The 19,739-nt window shown below is 67.0% G+C and carries 20 protein-coding genes and 1 tRNA gene; 13 read left to right on the plus strand and 8 right to left on the minus strand.

The features are described 5' to 3' along the window. Positions 1–2: 2 nt before the first annotated feature. Both ACZ6IE_RS05620 and ACZ6IE_RS05625 read right to left on the minus strand, forming a co-directional pair. Entirely contained in the window at positions 3–518 is a 516-nt protein-coding gene (locus tag ACZ6IE_RS05620) for a septum formation family protein (RefSeq protein ID WP_464607140.1), read from the minus strand. A 113-nt stretch (positions 519–631) separates the two neighbouring features. After that, positions 632–1,468: an inositol monophosphatase family protein gene (locus tag ACZ6IE_RS05625; RefSeq protein WP_464607141.1), complete on the minus strand. Its 837-nt coding sequence runs from the start codon at positions 1,466–1,468 to the stop codon at positions 632–634. Positions 1,469–1,580: 112 nt separating this feature from the next. Between ACZ6IE_RS05625 and ACZ6IE_RS05630 the strand changes: the two genes are divergently transcribed. Further along, positions 1,581–1,653: transfer RNA gene (locus tag ACZ6IE_RS05630), tRNA-Lys, on the plus strand. Positions 1,654–1,712: 59 nt separating this feature from the next. Continuing rightward, positions 1,713–2,210: a hypothetical protein gene (locus ACZ6IE_RS05635; RefSeq protein WP_464607142.1), complete on the plus strand. Its 498-nt coding sequence runs from the start codon at positions 1,713–1,715 to the stop codon at positions 2,208–2,210. Positions 2,211–2,246: 36 nt separating this feature from the next. On the opposite strand, the gene ACZ6IE_RS05640 is transcribed toward ACZ6IE_RS05635, so the two are convergent. Both ACZ6IE_RS05640 and ACZ6IE_RS05645 read right to left on the minus strand, forming a co-directional pair. Continuing rightward, on the minus strand, positions 2,247–2,924 hold the full coding sequence (locus ACZ6IE_RS05640) for a hypothetical protein (RefSeq protein WP_464607143.1): 678 nt from the start codon (positions 2,922–2,924) through the stop codon (positions 2,247–2,249). A gap of 173 nt (positions 2,925–3,097) precedes the next feature. Continuing rightward, on the minus strand, positions 3,098–3,283 hold the full coding sequence (locus ACZ6IE_RS05645; RefSeq protein WP_077053490.1) for a hypothetical protein: 186 nt from the start codon (positions 3,281–3,283) through the stop codon (positions 3,098–3,100). Positions 3,284–3,385: 102 nt separating this feature from the next. Here ACZ6IE_RS05645 and ACZ6IE_RS05650 point away from each other — a divergent pair, with 102 nt between their 5' ends. Next, a complete protein-coding gene (locus ACZ6IE_RS05650) occupies positions 3,386–4,537 on the plus strand; it encodes an SLC13 family permease (RefSeq protein WP_464607144.1) in 1,152 nt (383 codons plus the stop codon). A 118-nt stretch (positions 4,538–4,655) separates the two neighbouring features. Here the strand turns inward: ACZ6IE_RS05650 and ACZ6IE_RS05655 are convergent, their stop codons facing one another. Then, entirely contained in the window at positions 4,656–5,609 is a 954-nt protein-coding gene (locus tag ACZ6IE_RS05655; RefSeq protein ID WP_464607145.1) for a sugar phosphate isomerase/epimerase family protein, read from the minus strand. Positions 5,610–5,722: 113 nt separating this feature from the next. On the opposite strand from ACZ6IE_RS05655, the gene otsA reads away from it, so the two are divergent. The 8 genes from otsA (at position 5,723) to ACZ6IE_RS05695 (ending at position 14,796) form a co-directional block, all read left to right on the plus strand. Beyond that, complete coding sequence (gene otsA, locus ACZ6IE_RS05660) at positions 5,723–7,390, plus strand: alpha,alpha-trehalose-phosphate synthase (UDP-forming) (RefSeq protein ID WP_464607146.1); 1,668 nt, start codon at positions 5,723–5,725, stop codon at positions 7,388–7,390. After that, positions 7,387–8,196 (plus strand): trehalose-phosphatase, encoded by an 810-nt coding sequence (gene otsB / locus ACZ6IE_RS05665; RefSeq protein ID WP_464607147.1) that lies wholly within the window; start codon positions 7,387–7,389, stop codon positions 8,194–8,196. The genes otsA and otsB overlap by 4 nt, the downstream gene beginning before the upstream one ends. An 18-nt stretch (positions 8,197–8,214) precedes the next feature. Continuing rightward, positions 8,215–9,909: a dihydroxy-acid dehydratase gene (gene ilvD, locus ACZ6IE_RS05670; RefSeq protein ID WP_077053486.1), complete on the plus strand. Its 1,695-nt coding sequence runs from the start codon at positions 8,215–8,217 to the stop codon at positions 9,907–9,909. A 46-nt stretch (positions 9,910–9,955) separates the two neighbouring features. After that, positions 9,956–11,788, plus strand: a complete 1,833-nt coding sequence (locus ACZ6IE_RS05675) for an acetolactate synthase large subunit (RefSeq protein ID WP_464607148.1) — start codon at positions 9,956–9,958, stop codon at positions 11,786–11,788. A 2-nt stretch (positions 11,789–11,790) separates the two neighbouring features. Beyond that, complete coding sequence (gene ilvN / locus ACZ6IE_RS05680; RefSeq protein ID WP_077053484.1) at positions 11,791–12,300, plus strand: acetolactate synthase small subunit; 510 nt, start codon at positions 11,791–11,793, stop codon at positions 12,298–12,300. An 85-nt stretch (positions 12,301–12,385) separates the two neighbouring features. Continuing rightward, positions 12,386–13,411, plus strand: a complete 1,026-nt coding sequence (gene ilvC / locus ACZ6IE_RS05685; protein ID WP_464607149.1) for a ketol-acid reductoisomerase — start codon at positions 12,386–12,388, stop codon at positions 13,409–13,411. 276 nt (positions 13,412–13,687) lie between these two features. Then, a complete protein-coding gene (locus ACZ6IE_RS05690) occupies positions 13,688–14,359 on the plus strand; it encodes a hypothetical protein (protein ID WP_464607150.1) in 672 nt (223 codons plus the stop codon). Then, positions 14,359–14,796, plus strand: coding sequence for a hypothetical protein (locus tag ACZ6IE_RS05695; protein ID WP_464607151.1), 438 nt, complete (start codon positions 14,359–14,361; stop codon positions 14,794–14,796). Before ACZ6IE_RS05690 ends, ACZ6IE_RS05695 begins: the two co-directional genes overlap by 1 nt. Positions 14,797–14,862: 66 nt before the next feature. On the opposite strand, the gene ACZ6IE_RS05700 is transcribed toward ACZ6IE_RS05695, so the two are convergent. After that, complete coding sequence (locus ACZ6IE_RS05700) at positions 14,863–15,255, minus strand: DoxX family protein (RefSeq protein WP_464607152.1); 393 nt, start codon at positions 15,253–15,255, stop codon at positions 14,863–14,865. 123 nt (positions 15,256–15,378) lie between these two features. Here ACZ6IE_RS05700 and serA point away from each other — a divergent pair, with 123 nt between their 5' ends. Beyond that, entirely contained in the window at positions 15,379–16,974 is a 1,596-nt protein-coding gene (gene serA, locus ACZ6IE_RS05705; RefSeq protein WP_464607153.1) for a phosphoglycerate dehydrogenase, read from the plus strand. A gap of 148 nt (positions 16,975–17,122) precedes the next feature. Here serA and ACZ6IE_RS05710 read toward each other — a convergent pair whose 3' ends face one another. Together ACZ6IE_RS05710 and ACZ6IE_RS05715 are read right to left on the minus strand one after the other, a co-directional pair. After that, positions 17,123–17,371 carry a DUF6458 family protein gene (locus tag ACZ6IE_RS05710; RefSeq protein ID WP_077053479.1) on the minus strand — a complete coding sequence of 83 codons (249 nt, stop codon included), beginning with the start codon at positions 17,369–17,371 and terminating at the stop codon, positions 17,123–17,125. A 75-nt stretch (positions 17,372–17,446) separates the two neighbouring features. Then, the gene (locus ACZ6IE_RS05715) at positions 17,447–17,989 is read right to left on the minus strand and encodes a TetR/AcrR family transcriptional regulator (RefSeq protein ID WP_464607154.1); all 543 of its coding nucleotides are present in this window, start codon (positions 17,987–17,989) and stop codon (positions 17,447–17,449) included. 135 nt (positions 17,990–18,124) lie between these two features. Here ACZ6IE_RS05715 and ACZ6IE_RS05720 point away from each other — a divergent pair, with 135 nt between their 5' ends. Then, positions 18,125–19,654 (plus strand): MFS transporter, encoded by a 1,530-nt coding sequence (locus tag ACZ6IE_RS05720; protein ID WP_464607155.1) that lies wholly within the window; start codon positions 18,125–18,127, stop codon positions 19,652–19,654. Positions 19,655–19,739 lie beyond the last annotated feature (85 nt).

Consider the following 19,739-nt stretch of genomic DNA (forward strand, 5'->3'; position numbering starts at 1 on the left):
GCTTAGTGGGCGACGCCCGCGAGCGAGCCGGTCGTGCGGCCCTCGGGGTCGCCGATCATGCAGCTCACGAGGCGGTCGCCGTCTTCGGTCCAGCTCGCCTCGGTGGGCGTGTAGGGGGCGTAGTCGAGGGTCGAGTCCTCGTAGCTCAGGCCCACGAAGGTCGTGAACTGGTCGTAGCACCCGGTGTCGGCCTGCTGAGAGACCTCGTCGTCGCCCGGGTACTCCGAGCCGTCGAGCGAGAATTCGTAGAAGGCCTCGAGGTCGTGCGGCTCGGCACACGGAACGGCCTCTACCTCGAAGACCTCTTCGCTCGTGCTGTCGTCGTTGATGCAGTCGCCCACCTTGATCGAGAAGACGCTCGACGTGCCGGCCTCGACGACTTCCTCGGTCTCGGCATCCCGCGTGACGGGCTTGTCGATGATGCTGTTGATCAGGCTGCAGCCTGAGAGCGAGGCGGCGAGAGCGGTTGCGGCGCCCACGGCGAGGAAGCGGCGGCTGAGGCGAGACGGGGCGGGCATGCTGTTCCATTCGGGGTGTGAGCGGCGCCGATCGGGATGCGACTCCGTGTTGCATGATGCTATCCAGAGCGAGCCTCATTTTCAAAGCCGACTCACAGCTAGGCCATTGAGCGTCAGCTGTGCAGCAATCCGAGGATCTCTTCGTGCAGCGCACCGTTCGTGGCCAAGAAGCTGCGGCGGTCGATGCGATCGGTCCCGTCGATGGCAGATGTCGCACCACCCGCCTCGCGCACGATCGGCACCAGCGCCGCCACGTCGTACTCCTTGACGTCGAACTCGCCCACGGCGTCGACCAGTCCCTCGGCCAACAGCATGTACGCCCACATATCGCCGTAGGCGCGGTCGCGCCAGCTGGCCCGGGTCAGCGCGACGAGCTGGTCGAGGTAGCCGGCATCGTCCCACTGCGTGACGCTCTGGAAGCTGACGGAGGCGTCGGCGAGCTTCTGCACGCGCGAGACCTTCAGCTGCTCGGGCGCGCCGCCCCGCAGCGACGACCAGGCGCCTGAACCGTCGGCGGCCCACCAGCGCTTCTCGAGCGCGGGGGAGGAGACGACGCCCACGACGGGCACGCCGTCGACGGCGAGCGAGATGAGCGTGCCCCAGATGGGCACGCCGCGCAGGTAGTTGGCCGTGCCGTCGATCGGGTCGATGATCCACTGCCGGGCGGTCGAGCCGGCCGTGCCGTACTCCTCGCCCAGGATGCCGTCCTCCGGTCGCTCCTCGGTGAGGATCTCGCGAATGCGGCGCTCGACCGCCAGATCGGCGTCGGTGACGAACGAGCGGTCGGGTTTGGTCGACACGTCGAGGTCGTTCGACCGGAAGCGTTCCAGCGAGATCGTGTCGGCCGCATCCGCGATGCGCAGCGCGAGCCGCAGGTCATCGGCCAGCGCGTTCCCGGCGGCGAGGGGGTCGGCAGAAGCGGAAGAAACGGGGGATGCGTCGGCACTCATACCCCCAGCGTATCGACCCCGGATGCTCGGCCGTGCGGCTCGATTCGCGCTCCCCGCAATTCTCCTGCTAAAGTATTCCTCGGTCCGGAAGTGCAAAATTCCGGTCCCAAATGCACCTCTAGCTCAATCGGCAGAGCAACTGACTCTTAATCAGTGGGTTCTCGGTTCAAGTCCGAGGGGGTGCACTGAATGCCCCAGATATCTCGCCGATTCTGGGGCATTTTTCGTGCGCTAATGTGACGGCATGAGCTATCTGCGTGCACTCTGGCGCCACCTCGCTAGCCCATCGGCCATCTACGGCCTGATCGTCTACGCGAGCCTCATCACGGCTACGGCGGCCGACGACGACAACGGTCCCCGTGCGATCTTCGTCTTCAGCGCCGTCACACTCGTCGCCTTCTGGATCGCTCATGTTTTCTCGGCGGCGCTCGGGCACCACGGCGGCGAGCACCGCGGAACGGTCACTGTCGCCCGGTCGTTGCGGCACGCCCTGGCCGAATCCGTCGGCATGCTCGAGGCCTCGATCCTGCCCAGCATCCCGCTCCTCCTGGGCGTCTTCGGCGCGCTGACGAGCGAGGAAGCCGTCGCGTGGGCGCTGCGCGTCGTTCTCGTGACGCTCGCGGGTCTCGGCTACAGCGCGCTGGCCATCCGCGGAAACCGCTGGTGGTGGTGCCTCATCGGATGCCTCGTATCCACGTCGATCGGGGCGGGGATCATCTTCCTCGAGGCGATCCTGCACTGACCTGATCGCTCGGGCGAAGACGCCAAAGTGCTTAACTCAGGCGCGGCGCTGGCCGTTCGCCCGGTCGGCGTCGGCTGTGCGCGACGTCTCGGGGTGCAGCATTCGCTCGTCGATGTAGGCGGGGTCGTGCGACTTGGGGTCGGCCCATACGGCGATGGTGTCGAGCTCCATGATGGTGCGCACGGCGGGGGAAACGGCGCGGTCGCGGGTCGAAGCGTCGGCCGCGGCATCCTCGCCGGCGCGGTTGTCGACCGGCAGCACGTCGGATGCAGCGCGTGCGGCGTCGAGTTCGGACAGGTCGTCGAGCCCGGCGCGGCCGGTGATGTCGCCGTGCGCGGCCGCATCGACGAGGGTGGACGTGACGGCTCGGGCCAGCGACAGTGCGGCCATGTCATGGAAGAAGACTTCGGTGTCGGATTCGCTGCGTCGCGTGAGCGTCCAGCTGCCGTTCTCGCCCACGAAGTCCTGCAAACGCTCGAGCACGGCCGCGAAGACGCGCTCCTCGCTGAGCTCGATGACGGGCGCGGCAACAGGGGTGGTGGATGTCCCGAGCTCGACGCCCGCCACACCGGTTCCGTCTTGAACGGCTCCTCGTGCGGCCGCCTCGGCGACAGGGGCGTCGGGGTGCGACGACCCGGTGGCGCCGGCTTCGAGGGCTGCGGCGCGCGCGGCATTCTCGGCGGCGATCAAGCGGCGACTACGGCGTCCGAACATCGTGAGGCTCCTTGCCGGACCGCCGTTGGTGAGCGAAGGGGGCGGTCGTTGCCTCTAGTGTGCGCGTGAGGCATCCGAAACCCCTGCTGACACGCCGATTTGTGCCGAGACGAGGGGCAAACGGGCAGCAGAACGGGCCGACACGCTGAACGTGCCGGCCCGAACCGGGGGACCTACTTCTTGAGCTTGCGCTGGTTCTCTTCGGCAACCGACCCGACGGCCAGTGCGAGGGAGATGATCCAGCTGGCCCAGGCGAGGGCGAGACGCCAGTCGCGCGGACCCTTGCGGGTGGTCTGGATGACACTCCAGGCGCCGGTGACCGCGCCCAGGATGCTCGTGTTCATAAGGTATTTGCGCATGTTGTTAGCCTCCGTAGACTTCCACGCTAGCGTGTCCGGCCGACTCGCCGCAGGGGGTTGTACTGTGAACTTCGTGCTGTCGACTTTCCGCGTGACCCCCGCATGAAAACCGCTCTCGTCGGAGCCGTCCTACTCGTCCTCGGGCTTGCTGCCTGGGCGTTCGGCATCCTCGACGGCACCGAGGTTCTGGCGCTCGCCGACCGCATCTGGCCCGTGCTGCTCTTCGTGGTCGCGATCACGGTCGTCGCCGAGCTGGCCGACCAGGCCGGGGTGTTCCAGTCGATCGCCGGTCACGCCGCGCGCCTGGCCCGTGGTCGCACGGTCGTGTTGTGGCTCTTCGTCGTGCTGATGGCCGTCGTCTCGACCGCGTTCCTGTCACTCGACACCACGGCCGTGCTCCTCACACCCATCGTGGTGGTGCTGGCGCGGCGCATCGGCGTCAGCCCGCTGCCCTTCGCGCTGACGACCGTCTGGCTGGCGAACACGGCGTCGCTCTTCCTGCCCGTCTCCAACCTCACGAACCTGCTCGCCGAGCACCGCCTGGGCGGGGTGGGCCCGCTGGGGTTCCTCGCGCTCTCCCTCTGGCCGGCGCTCGTGGGCGTCATCGTGCCCGTCGTCGTGCTCGCCATCGTCTATCGGCGGCCACTCTCGGGGCGGTTCACGGTGGATGCCGCAGCTCCCGCCTCCGATCGCCTCCTGTTCGTGACCTCCGCCGTCGTGCTCGTGTTGCTGCTGCCGTTGCTGGTGTCGGGCCTGCCCGTGTGGCTGCCCGCGTCGGCCGCGGCCCTGCTGCTCATCGCCGTGACGGCCTGGCGCAACCCGCGCGTGCTGCGGTTCGACCTCGTGCCGTGGCAGCTGGTCGTGTTGGCGTCTGGCCTGTTCCTGTCGATGGCGGCGCTGCACAACGTGGGGCTCGGCGCGGTGCTCGAACAGGTCGCCGGAACGGGCGATTCACCGGCCGACCTGCTGCGCCTCTCGGCATCCGCGGGTGTGGGAGCGAACCTCGTCGACAACCTGCCCGCCTACCTGGCGCTCGAACCCGCTGCCACGAGCCCCGACCGTTTGATCGCACTGCTCATCGGCGTCAACCTCGGCCCGCTTGTCACACCGTGGGCGTCGCTTGCCACCCTCCTCTGGCACCAACGCCTCACCGCGATGGATGTCCGCATCTCCTGGACGCGCTACGCGCTCCTTGGCCTCATCGTCGCGCCGCTGACCGTCGTCGGCGCTACGCTCGCTCTGGCGTTCCTGTAACCGACGGGCGGACACTGGCCCGAGGCGCCAGGACAGCGCGCCGGCGAGTGCCGACAGGCCGTCCCACAGGCGCGCCAGATGATCCCGAGCTCCCGAGGGCGCAGGCGATCCGTCCCGATTACTCGGTGGGCTCGGGGTCGAGAACGCCGTTCGCGTCGGTGGACGTGTCGCTCACGGCATCCGTCGACGCGTTCTCGCGCCGGGGCTCATCCGAGGACGGCTCGCTCTCGTGGTGGGGGAGCAGGTTGTTGATGGTGCGGCGGCGGTAACCCTTGAGGTGGTCCATGCTGGTGCGCTGCTGCCCGAGGTGTTCGCGCGCGAACTCGAGCGTCTCGCGCAGGGCGATGAGTCGCTCGAACTCGGTCTTGGCCTTGCGGGTGTTGACCTCGGCCACCACCTGGCCGTCCCAGTTTTCGGCGGCGAGCATCTGCAGCACGGCCGCGACGGGCTGCCCGCCGTGACCCGGAAGCAGGTGCTCGTCGAAGATCTTGCCCTCGTCGAGTGAGCCCGAACCGTCGCACAGGTGCACGTGGCGCAGGCGCTTGCCGAACTTCTTGGCGAGGACGAGGCTGTCCTGGCCCGAGAGCGCGGCGTGTGAGAAATCGAGCGTGATGTCGTCGCAGTCCCAGTCGCTCGGGTCCCAGCCGGGGGCGTAGGCCTTCATGCTGCGGCCGCGCACGGCCCAGGGGAACATGTTCTCGACCGCGATGTGCACACCCGAGTTGGTGGCCGTCTGGCGCACGATGTCGAGGAAGTTTTCGGAGTAGCTCTTCTGCCAGCGGAACGGCGGATGCACGACCACGCTGGATGCCCCGAGGGTGCGAGCCAACTCGGCCGAACGCTCGAGCTTGATCTGCGGATCGCGGCCCCACACGAAATGCGTCAGCAGCAGCACGGGCGCGTGAATCGACATGATCGGCAGCTGGTACTTGTCGCTGAGCGCGAGGAGGGCGTCGGCATCCCGCGTCACCGGATCGTTGGTGACCATGATCTCGATACCGTCGTAGCCGGCCTCGTCGGCCAAGGCGAACGCCCGCTCCGTCTCGAGCGGGTAGACGCAGGAGGAACTCATGCCGATGCGGATCATTGGGCCAATGATAGACCCGGACTCTGACCATCCGATGTCGAATCACGCTCGCTGATAGCCTGGTACCCGCCCGGTTTTCGGGCTTCGAAAGGTGGATCATGTCACAGAAGACCGACGCCTCGAACGGCGAGACGCGGCAATTCGACTTCGTCGTGGTGGCCAACCGGCTGCCCGTCGACCGTGTTCCGAGCGAGGACGGTGAGGTGCAGTGGCGCACGTCTCCCGGCGGTCTCGTCACAGCTCTCGACCCCGTCATGGCCAAAGCGAACGGTGCGTGGATCGGCTGGGCCGGCGGCCCCGACCTCGACATCGAGCCTTTCGACAATCACGGCACCTGGATCGTCCCCATCCCGCTCAGCGAGCAGGAGATCGAGGAATACTACGAGGGCTTCTCTAACGACACCCTCTGGCCGCTCTATCACGACGTCATCGCCCCGCCGAGCTACCACCGCGAGTGGTGGGAGGCGTATGTGAAGGTCAATCAGCGTTTTGCGGATGCCGCAGCCCGCCTGGCCGAACAGGGTGCAACCGTCTGGGTGCACGACTACCAGCTGCAGCTCGTGCCCGGAATGTTGCGCGAGGTGCGCCCCGACCTCGTCATCGGCTTCTTCAACCACATCCCGTTCCCGGCCTACGGCCTCTTTTCGCAGCTGCCCTGGCGCACCCAGATCATCGAGGGACTGCTGGGCGCCGACGTGCTCGGGTTCCAGCGCGTCGCCGACGCCGGCAACTTCACGCGCGCCGTGCGCCGCCTCCTCTCCTACGAGACCAAGGGGTCGAGCATCTTCCGCCCGCTCGACGCCAACCCCGAGCGCCGCGCCCGGTCGAACAAACCGGTCGGTGCAACGCGTCAGGTGATCGCCAAGGCCTACCCGATCTCGATCGACTCCGAGAGCTACGAGGTGCTCGCGCGCCGCCCCGATGTGCAGGCCCGTGCCAAGGAGATCCGAGAAGAACTCGGCAACCCGAAGACCATCCTGTTCGGCGTCGACCGTCTCGACTACACCAAGGGCATCATGCACCGCCTGAAGGCCTACGGCGAGCTGCTGGCCGATGGCCGCCTCAACGTCGAAGACGTCACGCTCGTGCAGGTCGCCAGCCCCAGCCGCGAACGCGTCGAGACCTACAAGGCCCTGCGCGACGAGATCGAGCTCACGGTCGGCCGCATCAACGGCGACTTCGGCTCGATCGGCCACACGGCGATCAACTACCTGCACCACGGCTATCCGCGCGAAGAGATGGTGGCGCTCTACCTGGCCGCCGACGTCGTGCTCGTCACCGCCCTGCGCGACGGCATGAACCTGGTCGCCAAGGAATACGTGGCCTGCCGCTTCGACAACGACGGTGTGCTGGTGCTGAGCGAATTCGCCGGCGCCTCGGATGATCTGAAGCAGGCCCTGCTCATCAATCCCCACGACATCGAGGGCACCAAAGACGCCATCATGCGCGCCATCGAGATGCCCAAGTCCGAGCGCTCGCGCCGCATGCGGTCGCTGCGCAAACGCGTGCTCGAGAACGATGTCGTGAAGTGGTCCGAGACCTTCCTCGACGCCCTGCAGAAGGGGTACGACGGCAAGGCCCGCCAGTCGTCCGAGGTCGGGCCGACGGGCATCCAGAACGCCGACGTGTCCCTGGATGATCCGGATGCGGCGTTCCGGTCAGAGGTCGCGCCCGTCGGCGAGGCCGTCGCCGACAACGTGGACACCTCGGGTGCACCGGGTGCCGCCGAGGCCGCGTCGCGCACCGACGAGGAGCCCGGCCGATGACGCCCATCGAACCGCTGCCCGAACCCTCGACCGACCCGGCCGAACTGCAGGCGGCCCTCGAGGCGCTCGCCGCCACCGACCGCCTGCTCGTCGCGCTGGACTTCGACGGAACGCTCGCGCCGACCGTCGACCGCCCCGAAGACGCGCGAGCCGTGCCCGCCGCGCGCGAAGCCATCCAGCGTCTCGTCGCCCTCGATGACACCTGGGTCGCCTACGTCTCGGGCCGCGCGCTCGACAGCCTCATCCACGTGTCAGAGCCCGACGACAAGATCCTGCTCATCGGTTCGCACGGCGTCGAAGTGCGCCTCGACGACCCGGATGCCGAAGCCTCGCTCACCCCGGAAGAGTCCGCCCGTGCGGCCGAGGTGGAGCGCCTGCTCGACCAGATCGCCGCGGTCTCTGACAACGTGTGGGTCGAACGGAAGCCCGCCGGTTTCGCGCTGCACACGCGCCGCGCCGCAGACGACGTCGCGCTCGAGGCCGGAAAACGCGCGCTCGCCGACCTCTCGCTGCCGGGTGTCACCATCCGCGACGGCAAGGATGTGCTCGAATTCTCGGTGCGCTCGGCCACCAAGGGCGACGGCATCGAGGAGCTGCGTCGCTACACCGGCGCCACGGCCGCGCTCTATGCGGGAGACGACGTCACCGACGAGGATGCCTTCGCCGTTCTGCACGCCGGAGACCTGCCGTTGAAGAGCGGAGACGGTGCCACGATCGCGCCGTTCCGCGTGGGCGGCCCCGACGAGGTCGCGGCCACGCTCGCGGCGCTGGCGACGGCCCGCGAGGCGGCGATCCGGGCTCGGTGACGCTACTACACTCGTAACATGTCTGAAATCGATGTGAAGCCGCGCAGTCGCGACGTCACCGACGGAATCGAAGCTACGACCTCCCGAGGAATGCTGCGTGCCGTCGGTATGGGAGACGAGGACTGGGATAAGCCCCAGATCGGAATCGCCTCGTCGTGGAACGAGATCACCCCCTGCAACCTGTCGCTCGACCGACTCGCCCAGGGCGCCAAAGAGGGCGTCCACTCGGGCGGCGGCTACCCGCTCCAGTTCGGCACCATCTCCGTCTCCGACGGCATCTCGATGGGCCACGAGGGCATGCACTTCTCGCTCGTCTCGCGCGAGGTCATCGCCGACTCGGTCGAGACCGTCATGATGGCCGAGCGCCTCGACGGCTCGGTGCTGCTCGCCGGTTGCGACAAGTCGCTGCCCGGCATGCTCATGGCGGCCGCGCGCCTCGACCTCGCCTCTGTCTTCCTCTACGCGGGCTCGATCGCGCCCGGCTGGGTGAAGCTGTCAGACGGCACCGAAAAAGAAGTCACCATCATCGACTCGTTCGAAGCGGTCGGTGCCTGCAAGGCCGGCACCATGAGCGAAGAAGACCTCAAGCGCATCGAGTGCGCCATCGCCCCGGGTGAAGGCGCCTGCGGTGGCATGTACACGGCCAACACCATGGCATCCGTCGCCGAGGCCCTCGGCATGAGCCTGCCCGGATCGGCCGCGCCGCCCTCGGCCGACCGCCGCCGCGACTACTACGCGCACCGCTCGGGCGAGGCCGTCGTCAACATGCTGCGCCTCGGCATCACGGCGCGCGACATCATGACCAAGAAGGCGTTCGAGAACGCGATCGCCGTGGCCATGGCCTTCGGTGGTTCGACCAACGTCGTGCTGCACCTGCTCGCCATTGCGCGCGAAGCCGAGGTCGAGCTCACGCTCGCCGACTTCAACCGCATCGGCGACAAGGTTCCCCACATCGGCGACCTCAAGCCCTTCGGCAAATACGTCATGAACGACGTCGACCGCCACGGCGGAGTGCCCGTCGTCATGAAGGCCCTGCTCGATGCCGGTCTGCTGCACGGCGACTGCCTCACGGTGACGGGCAAGACCGTGGCCGAGAACCTGGCCGAGATCAACCCCGACCCGCTCGACGGCGAGGTCATCCGCACGCTCGACAACCCCATCCACGCCACAGGCGGCATCACGGTGCTGCACGGCTCCTTCGCCCCCGACGGCGCCGTCGTCAAGACCGCCGGTTTCGACGCCAGCGTGTTCGAGGGCCCCGCGCGAGTGTTCGAGCGCGAACGCGCCGCGATGGATGCCCTCACCGAGGGACGCATCTCCAAGGGCGACGTCGTCATCATCCGTTACGAAGGCCCCAAGGGTGGCCCGGGCATGCGCGAGATGCTTGCCATCACGGCCGCCATCAAGGGCGCTGGCCTCGGAAAAGATGTACTACTATTGACGGACGGACGATTCTCAGGCGGCACAACCGGCCTGTGCATCGGCCACATAGCACCCGAAGCAGTCGACGCAGGTCCGATTGCATTCGTGCGCGATGGTGATCTGATACGGGTCGATATCGCAGCTCGCTCACTCGACCTACTTGTCGACGAGGCAGAGCTGGACGCTCGCCGCTCTGGCTGGGCACCGCTTCCTCCGCGCTATACCCGTGGCGTTCTGGCGAAATACTCCAAACTCGTGCGCTCCGCAGCCGAAGGCGCGACGACGGGGTAGTTCTCGCCCTTCACTCTCACTCATCACCATCGAAGAGGGACTCGTTATGTCAGCGGATACTCGTACCGCAAAATCCCCATCCGATTTCGCCTCTCAGGCCGCCGCCCAGCGTGGCGCGCCCGAACAGGGGCCCGAACTGTTGACGGGTGCACAGGCCGTCGTCCGCACGCTCGAACTCCTGGGCGTCGACGATGTGTTCGGTCTGCCCGGCGGGGCCATCCTGCCGGTCTACGACCCGCTCATGGACACCGACAAGATCCGCCACATCCTCGTGCGCCACGAACAGGGCGCCGGGCACGCGGCAGAGGGTTATGCCTCGGCCTCCGGTCGCACGGGCGTGTGCATCGCGACATCCGGCCCTGGTGCCACCAACCTCGTGACCGCGATCGCCGACGCCCACATGGACTCGGTTCCCATGCTCGCCATCACCGGCCAGGTTTTCAGCCACCTCATGGGCACGGATGCCTTCCAAGAGGCCGACATCGTCGGAATCACGATGCCCATCACGAAGCACTCGTTCCTCGTGACGTCGGCCGCCGAGATCCCCGCGACCATCGCCTCGGCCTACCACATCGCCTCGACCGGGCGCCCCGGCCCCGTTCTCGTCGACATCACGAAGGACGCGCAGCAAGAGACCGCGCCGTTCGTGTGGCCGCCCAAGATCGACCTGCCGGGTTACCGCCCCATCACCAAGGCGCACGGCAAGCAGATCCTCGCCGCCGCAGCTCTCATGGCCTCGGCCAAGAAGCCCGTCTTCTACGTGGGTGGCGGAGTCATCCGTGCGCGTGCCTCTGAAGAACTGCTCGAGCTCGTCGAGACGACCGGCATCCCCGTCGTCACGACGCTCATGGCCCGCGGCGCGTTCCCCGACTCGAACCAGCACAACCTCGGCATGCCCGGCATGCACGGCACCGTCCCCGCCGTGCTGGCGCTGCAAGAGGCCGACCTGATCGTGTCGCTCGGAGCCCGCTTCGACGACCGTGTCACGGGCAATGCCGCGCTCTTCGCGCCCAACGCCAAAGTCGTCCACGTCGACGTCGACCCGGCCGAGATCTCGAAGATCCGGTTCGCCGATGTGCCCATCGTCGGCGATGCCAAGGACGTCATCGTCGACCTCACCGCAGCCTTCACCAACGCCACGGCGTCGGCCCCCACCGACATCGCCGAATGGTGGGCCTACCTCAACGGGCTGCGCGAGGAATTCCCGCTCGGTTACACGCCCCCGACCGATGGCCTGCTCGCCCCGCAGCACGTCATCCAGCGCATCGGCGAGATCACCGGACCCGAGGGCATCTTCGCCTCGGGTGTCGGCCAGCACCAGATGTGGTCGGCGCAGTTCATCAAGTACGAGCGCCCCAACTCCTGGCTCAACTCCGGCGGTGCCGGGACCATGGGTTACTCGGTCCCCGCCGCCATGGGCGCCAAGGTGGCCCAGCCCGACCGCACCGTGTGGGCGATCGACGGCGACGGCTGCTTCCAGATGACGAACCAAGAGCTCGCCACCTGCACCATCAACAAGATCCCCATCAAGGTGGCGATCATCAACAACTCGTCGCTCGGCATGGTGCGACAGTGGCAGACGCTGTTCTACGACGGCCGCTACTCCAACACCGACCTCAACACGGGGCACGACACCGTGCGCGTGCCCGACTTCGTGAAGCTGGCAGAGGCATACGGTGCGCTCGGCATCCGCGTCACCAAGATGGAAGAAGTCGACGCGGCCATCAAGCTGGCCATCGAGACCAACGACCGACCTGTCGTCATCGACTTCGTCGTCTCGGCCGACTCGATGGTGTGGCCCATGGTGCCGCAGGGTGTCAGCAACTCCTACGTGCAGTACGCACGAGACCACAGCCCGTCGTTCGATGAGGAGGCGTAACCGTGTCCACCCATGTGCTCAGCCTGCTCGTCGAGGACAAGCCCGGCCTCCTCACGCGCGTCGCCGGCCTCTTCGCGCGCCGCGGCTTCAACATCACCTCCCTCGCCGTGGGCGCCAGTGAGATCGACGGCCTCAGCCGCATCACGGTCGTCGTCGACGTCGAAGACCTGCCCCTCGAACAGATCACCAAACAGCTCAACAAGCTCATCAACGTGATCAAGATCGTCGAACTCGACTACGACCAGTCGGTGCAACGTGAACACCTGCTCATCAAGGTGCGCGTCGACAACACCACGCGGTCGCAGGTGCTCGAAGCCGTGACGCTGTTCCGCGCCCGCGTCGTCGACGTGGCCACCGACTCGCTCGTCATCGAAGTGACGGGCGACTCGGGAAAGACCAACGCGCTCCTCAAGGTGCTCGAGCCCTATGGCATCAAAGAGATGGCCCAATCGGGTCTGCTCGCCATCGGCCGCGGCCCCAAATCCATCAGCGAACGCGTCTACAAGAACTAACACCCACCACCGCCGGGCCGCCAGCCCGACGGAACAGACGAGGGATGCTCGCGCATCCTCGACACGAATCCAAGGAGAAAACCACGTGACCGAGATCTTCTACGACGCCGATGCCGACCTGAGCCTGATCCAGGGCAAAAAGGTTGCCGTCGTCGGCTACGGCTCGCAGGGCCACGCCCACGCGCTCAACCTCCGCGACTCCGGCGTCGAGGTCGTCATCGGCCTCAAGGAAGGCTCGAAGTCGATCGCCAAGGCCGAGGAGCAGGGCTTCACCGTCAAGAGCGTCGCCGAGGCATCCGGATGGGCCGACGTCATCGTCATCCTCGCGCCCGACCAGCACCAGCGCCACATCTACGCCGACTCGATCAAAGACAACCTGACCGACGGCAAGGTGCTCGTCTTCGGCCACGGCTTCAACATCCGCTTCGGCTACATCGAAGCGCCCGAAGGCGTCGACGTCATCATGATCGCCCCCAAGGGCCCCGGCCACACCGTGCGCCGCGAATACGAGGCCGGCCGTGGCGTTCCCGTCATCGTCGCCGTCGAAAAAGACGCCTCGGGCAAGGCCTGGGACATCGCCTGGTCCTACGCCCGCGCCATCGGCGGACTGCGCGCCGGCGGCATCAAGACCACGTTCACCGAAGAGACCGAGACCGACCTGTTCGGCGAGCAGGCCGTGCTGTGCGGTGGCACCTCACAGCTCGTCCAGTACGGTTTCGAGACCCTCGTCGAGGCCGGCTACCAGCCGCAGATCGCCTACTTCGAGGTGCTCCACGAGCTGAAGCTCATCGTCGACCTCATGTGGGAGGGTGGCATCGCCAAGCAGCGCTGGTCCATCTCCGACACGGCCGAATACGGCGACTACGTCTCGGGCCCCCGTGTCATCAGCCCCGACGTCAAGGAAAACATGAAGGCCGTGCTGTCCGACATCCAGGACGGCACCTTCGCCAAGCGCTTCATCGAAGACCAGGATGCCGGAGCCCCCGAATTCCTCGAACTCCGTGCCAAGGGCGAAGGCCACCCCATCGAGCAGACCGGCCGCGAACTGCGCAAGCTCTTCGCGTGGAACTCCGCCGACGACGACTACACCGATGGCAGCGTTGCACGCTGACATCGGCGTAGTCGTCACGACGACACTGCGTTGATAGCGGGGACGCCGAGAGCGTCCCCGCGTCGACGGCAGCGTTGCACGCTGACATCGGCGTAGTCGTCACGATGATGCTGTGTTGATGGCGGGGACGCTGAGAGCGTCCCCGCGTCGACGGCAGCGTTGCACGATAGCTGATAGTTGTTTCTGACCGATGCGTCCGCCCGAGTGCGGGCGCATCGGTGTTTCAGCCGGGCGCAAGGGGCGAAGGCGGAGATATTGCGCGAGTATCCTGAGGGGATGAGCAGGCAGCCGGCGCAACCAGACGATGACGCCCTGAGTTGGGCGGGCGACGACGACCCCACGCTCGATGTGGGTGAACGTCGCGTCGACGAGCGGGCAGAGCCCCTGCAGTCTGTCGAGACGACCGATCGACCGTCCGTCGCGGGCGACTTGTCAGCAACGCCGACCGACGCTGGGGCAGCCCGCCCCGCATCCGACGACCCACGGGCATCCGGTGTCAGCGTCGGAGATGTCGACGAGGTGTCGGCCTGGGAGGTTGCGCCCGCCCGCTCCGAGACGGCGCACGCCCGAGCGGATGCCGACGTCGACACCACTGTCGTCGCCGGAACCGGTTCGGCGACCGGCACCGCGACGAGTTCCCCGGCCGATGCCCCTCGCGAGCAGATGTCATCCGTTGCCCTCATCGCGGTGAGCGTGCTGGGCGGCATCTTCCTTCTCTATACGATCGGCTGGTTCGTCTCGGTGCAGCGCATCGGCACAGGAGCCTCCGACGGCCTGCGCACGCTCATGTTCACGGTGGGCCAGGTGCTCGCCGTCGCGGCAGCGCCCCTGTGGTTCGCCGCCAGCTTCTTCGCCACGCGCGGGCGCCAGTCGCGCTGGTTCGTGCTCGCCCTCATCGTCGGCGCCTTCGTGCTGATTCCCTGGCCGTTCGTGATCGGAGCCCGCTGATGAGCGACACCACACCTGAGCGACAGCCGGTCCGCAAACGAGCCCCCATCCTGCCGAAAGACGTGCAGACGGGTCCCGTGTCCACGCGTCCCGGCGCTCCGCGCACCACCTCCGGAGTGAGCCGCCGTTGGGGAGCGACGAGCCTGGCCGTCGTCTTCGGACTGCTCTATGCCTACGACGTGTGGGAGGGTCTCGACTGGCTCGTGCTCAACGTGCAAGGCGCGGCGAGCCTCGGCACGACCGTGACGGGCACCGGGTGGGCGTCGCTCATCCTCGTCGTCCTGGCGCCCGTGTTGCTCTTCGTGGCGGCTTTCCTCATCGCGCGACGCCGCGCATTCTTCCTGGAGATCCTCATCTATGTGGCCGGTTGGGCTGCGGCTTCGGCCCTGTACCTCAGCATCGTGACGCTGTTCTCCAGCGCCAGCATCATCGCTTAGAGCCGCCGGCTTCGGCGTCCTCGCTGACGCCGGCTGTCGGTGACCGCAACCATCAGTGCTCGATCGTCAGAGCGGCCAGGCCGCGAACGCGCAGAGGCCGATGAAGACGATCTGGCCGATGAGGCGCGGCACGAGGGGCGTGGCCATCTTGCCGAACTTCTCGGGGCGGCGGGCCGCGTAGGCGTTCGCGGGGAAGACGGCGACGAGGAAGACGCAGAGCAGGATGCCGGCCAGCGTGTGCAGCGCGGGAAGTAACAAACCGACACCTCCCGCGATCTCGCACAGACCCGTGAAGGCGACGAGGAAGCGCGGATCGAACGGTTTGCGAAAGCGCAGGGGGGCCGGGATCATCGCCGCCATCCCGCGGGCAGGGCCGGGAACGAAGTGCAGAACGCCCATGAGGATGAATGCCGCGGCGAGCAGGATGCGCACGATCCACTGGATGGTCTCTAACGTCATAGTCGCCATTCCATCACGTCACACGGCCGGGCGTGCGTGGGCGCTGCACTAGGGTTTAAGCATCCGCGCCCCGGCGTCTGTGGCGCGATCTCTCCCGTCGCCCGCAAGCCGAAGGAAACACCCGTGTCAAAACCGGTCGTGCTGATCGCTGAAGAACTCTCACCCGCCACCGTCGATGCGCTCGGCCCCGACTTCGAGATCCGCCAGGTGGACGGTACCGACCGTCCCGCGCTGCTCGAGGCCCTGGCCGATGCCGACGCTATCCTGGTGCGCTCCGCGACCAAGGTCGATTCCGAGGCGATCCAGGCCGCTCCGTCGCTCAAGGTCATCGCGCGCGCCGGTGTCGGGCTCGACAACGTCGACATCAAGGCCGCGACCACGGCCGGTGTCATGGTCGTGAACGCCCCGACATCCAACATCATCTCGGCCGCCGAACTGACCGTCGGCCACATCCTGAGCCTCGCCCGCCACATTCCCGCCGCGCACGCCGCGCTGGCCCAGGGGCAGTGGAAGCGCTCGAAGTACACGGGCACCGAGCTCTATGAGAAGACGCTCGGCATCATCGGCCTCGGCCGCATCGGCGCGCTCATCACGGCGCGTCTGCAGGCGTTCGGCGTCAACGTCATCGCCTACGACCCCTACGTCACGTCGGCCCGCGCCCAGCAGCTCGGCGTGCAGCTCGTCACGCTCGACGAGTTGCTGCAGCAGTCCGACTTCATCACCATCCACATGCCGAAGACGCCCGAGACGACCGGCATGATCTCGACCGATCAGCTCAAGCTCATGAAGTCGACCGCCTACATCGTCAACGTCGCGCGCGGCGGCCTCATCGACGAAGACGCCCTCTACGAGGCGCTCGTCTCGGGCGAGATCGCCGGCGCCGGGCTCGACGTTTTCGTCTCCGAGCCGCCCACCGACCATAAGCTGCTGTCGCTCGAGAACGTCATCGTCACGCCGCACCTCGGCGCGTCGACCGACGAAGCTCAGGAGAAGGCCGGCGTTTCGGTCGCCAAATCGGTGCGTCTCGCCCTCGGCGGAGAGCTCGTGCCCGACGCCGTCAACGTGGCCGGTGGTGTCATCGACCCCTACGTGCGCCCCGGCATCCCGCTGGTCGAGAAGCTGGGCCAGGTCTTCGCCGCCCTCACCGCCTCGTCGCCACTCACGAGCGTCGACGTCGAGGTGCGCGGCGAACTCGCCGGCTACGACGTGAGCGTGCTGAAGCTCGCCGCGCTCAAGGGCATCTTCACCAACATCGTCTCCGAGTCGGTCTCCTACGTGAACGCGCCGTTGCTCGCCGAGCAGCGCGGCATCGAGGTGCGACAGATCACCGACGAGGTCTCCGAGGAATACCGCAACCTCATCACTCTGCGCGGCGCGCTGTCCGACGGCACGCAGGTGTCGGTCTCGGGAACGCTGACGGGCACCAAGCAGATCGAGAAGGTCGTCGAGATCAACGGGTACGACGTCGAGGTGCCCATCGCGGCGCACCACATCGTCATGGTCTACACCGACCGCCCCGGAATCGTCGCCGTCTATGGCCAGAAGTTCGGCGAAGCCGGCATCAACATCGCCGGCATGCAGATCGCGCGCCGCGAGGCCGGGGGAGAGGCGCTCTCGGTTCTGACCGTCGACTCGCCCGTGACCGACGACATCCTGGCCGATGTGGCTCGTGTGATCGACTCGTCGCTGCTGCGCGAGATCGACATCACCGTAGCGTAGACGTTTCGCGCCGCGGGAGGCGCCGACGCTGAGGTCTCGTCGCATTCCTCGGCAGCGTGCACCCTCGTACGACGAAGGCCCCCGTTCTCAGAACGGGGGCCTTCGTGTGTTGTGGCCGATCGCGAGGTCGTCGCGACCGGTTCACACCCTAGATGCGGTCGTCGCGCTCCGACTGACGCACGCGGGCACCGGTGACGGGGTCGATGCCCTCGCGCGTGGTGGTGACGGAGCTGCGCTTGCGGGCCAGCAGCGCGATGCCGATGATGATGATGACGATGCCAGCACCCATCAGGATGTAGCCGACGAGGCGGAGGTCGACCCAAGGAACCGTGATGTTCACGGCGAACGCGAGGATGGCTCCGACGACGAATGTGAAAATACCTGCACCGAGACTCATGGGAGCTCCTTCTGTAGACGGCGATGGCCACAGCATAGGGTGTCCGCGAGCCCCCGAGGTAGGGGTTGCACGGCGCTAGTCGGTCAGGCGGCGCACAACGCGCACGAGATCATCCAGATCGGCCTGTGTGACCTCGCCCGAGTCGAAACCTACGCCTAGCAGGGCCGAGTTGTAGTAGAGCCCATCACTGATGAGCACGATGGCGCGGGCGGTCGCGGCATCCGGAACCGTTTCGAGAATGAGGTCGAGCCATTTCTGGCGCATCTCGGCCAGGGCTTCGCTGACACGCGGGGCGGATGTCTGAGCCAGGCGCGCCACGGCCGTGATTGCGGCATCGAGCGGCGAGTTGGTGTTGATCGAGGTGCGGATGAGGTGTTCGACGGGCCCGCCGGGTGCCTGCCGCATGGTTTCGACGTCTTGGTCGGTGAGACGCTGCAGACGGTCGACGAGGCCCTGGGTGAGGGCGTCTTTCGAGCCGAAGTGGTAGAGCAGGCCGCCTTTGGAGACGTCGGCACGATGGGCGACGGCATCGAGGGTGGCGCCGCGTTCGCCGTGCTCGATGAGCAACTCTTCATACGCGTCGAGCAGGCGTTCGCGGGTGCCGGCGGGTTTGCTCATGACCCGATCGTACTCGTTGTCGGTTGACCCCTATACCGTCTAGTCGGTATAGTAAACGAGCTGGTCGGCGTTGACGTCGGCCTTTTTGCTTTCCATCCACACCCAGATTGCCGCTTCGTGCGGCGAGGAGCTCTCGTGTCACGCACCACCCACACCCTCGATTCATCCACCGTCGTTCCCCGCGCCGGCGTTCGAGAGTGGTTCGCTCTGGCCGTGCTCATGCTGCCGGTTCTGCTCGTCTCGGTCGACAACACGGTGCTGAACTTCGCGCTGCCGCAGATCTCAGAGACCCTGCGCCCGAGCGGCACCGGTCTGCTGTGGATCGTCGACATCTACCCGCTCGTACTGGCGGGCTTGCTCGTATCGATGGGTTCGCTCGGCGACCGCATCGGGCGCCGCAAGCTGCTGCTCATCGGCTCGGTCGGGTTCGCGGGTGTGTCGATCTTCGCGGCCTTCGCCCCCAGCGCCGAGGCGTTGATCGGTGCCCGTGCGGCACTCGGTTTCTTCGGCGCCATGCTCATGCCCTCGACGCTGTCGCTTCTGCGCAGCATCTTCCTCGACCGCGATCAGCGCCGCCTGGCCATCGCGGTGTGGGCCTCCGGCTTCGCGGCGGGCAGCGCGCTCGGCCCGATCGTGGGCGGTCTGCTCCTGCAGAACCTGTGGTGGGGTTCGGTGTTCCTGCTCGCGGTGCCCGTGCTCATCCCGCTCGTCATCCTGGCACCGCTCCTGGTGCCCGAGTCGAAAGACCCGAATCCCGGTCGCATCGATGTGCCGAGCATCCTGCTGTCCCTCTTCACCATGTTGCCCATCGTTTTCGGCATCAAGTCGATCGCTGAAAAGGGTGCCGACCCGCTCGGAATCGCCGCCATCATGGTGGGTGTCGTCGCCGGGTTCCTCTTCGTGCGTCGCCAGCGCCGGGTCGAGACGCCCATGCTCGATATGACGCTGTTCACGCGTGGATCGTTCAGTGGCGCTGTGGGCGTCAACCTGCTGAGCGTGACCGCTTTCGTGGGCGGATTGTTCTTCGTGACGCAGCATCTGCAACTGGTGTTGGGTCTCGCGCCCCTCGAGGCCGGGCTCACATTGCTTCCGGGTCTCGTGGCAATGATCATCGCGGGGTTGGTCATCGTGCCGATCGCCAAACGCGTGCGGCCGAGCGTCGTCATCCCGGTGGCGCTGGCGATTTCCGCTGCGGGTTATTCGGCCGTCGCCTTGTCGGGTGGAAACATCCAGGCGGCGGGACTCGCGTTCGCGTTCATCGCCCTGGGTGTGGGCATCGGTGCGGCCGAGACAGTCTCGAACGAGCTCATCATCGCGAGCGCGCCCGTTGAGAAGGCAGGCGCGGCATCCGCAGTTTCCGAGACGGCCTATGAGTTGGGTGCCGTTCTCGGCACGGCGATCCTGGGTACGATCCTCACGGCGTCCTACCGGTCCAACGTGGTTCTGCCCTCTGGGCTCAGCGAGGCGCAGCGCATGGCCGCGGGCGAAACGCTCGGTGGCGCGGTCTCGGTGGCTGGCCAGGTTCCCGCGGATGCCGCAGCCGCCCTCCTCGATTCGGCCCGACACGCCTTCGACAGTGGTGTGGGTGTGGCGGCTTGGATCGGCGTCGCGCTCATCGTGGCCGCGGGTGTCGTCGCGGCGACCAGCCTGCGCCGCGTGCGCTAAGTCGCGTCGCCTCTGGGACTGCAGATCATTCTCCACAGGCACCATGGATGCTTGTCCCTCCACAGATCGGCGGGTGCGCTCGATC

The sequence above is a fragment of the Okibacterium sp. AC114 genome, from assembly GCF_979253355.1.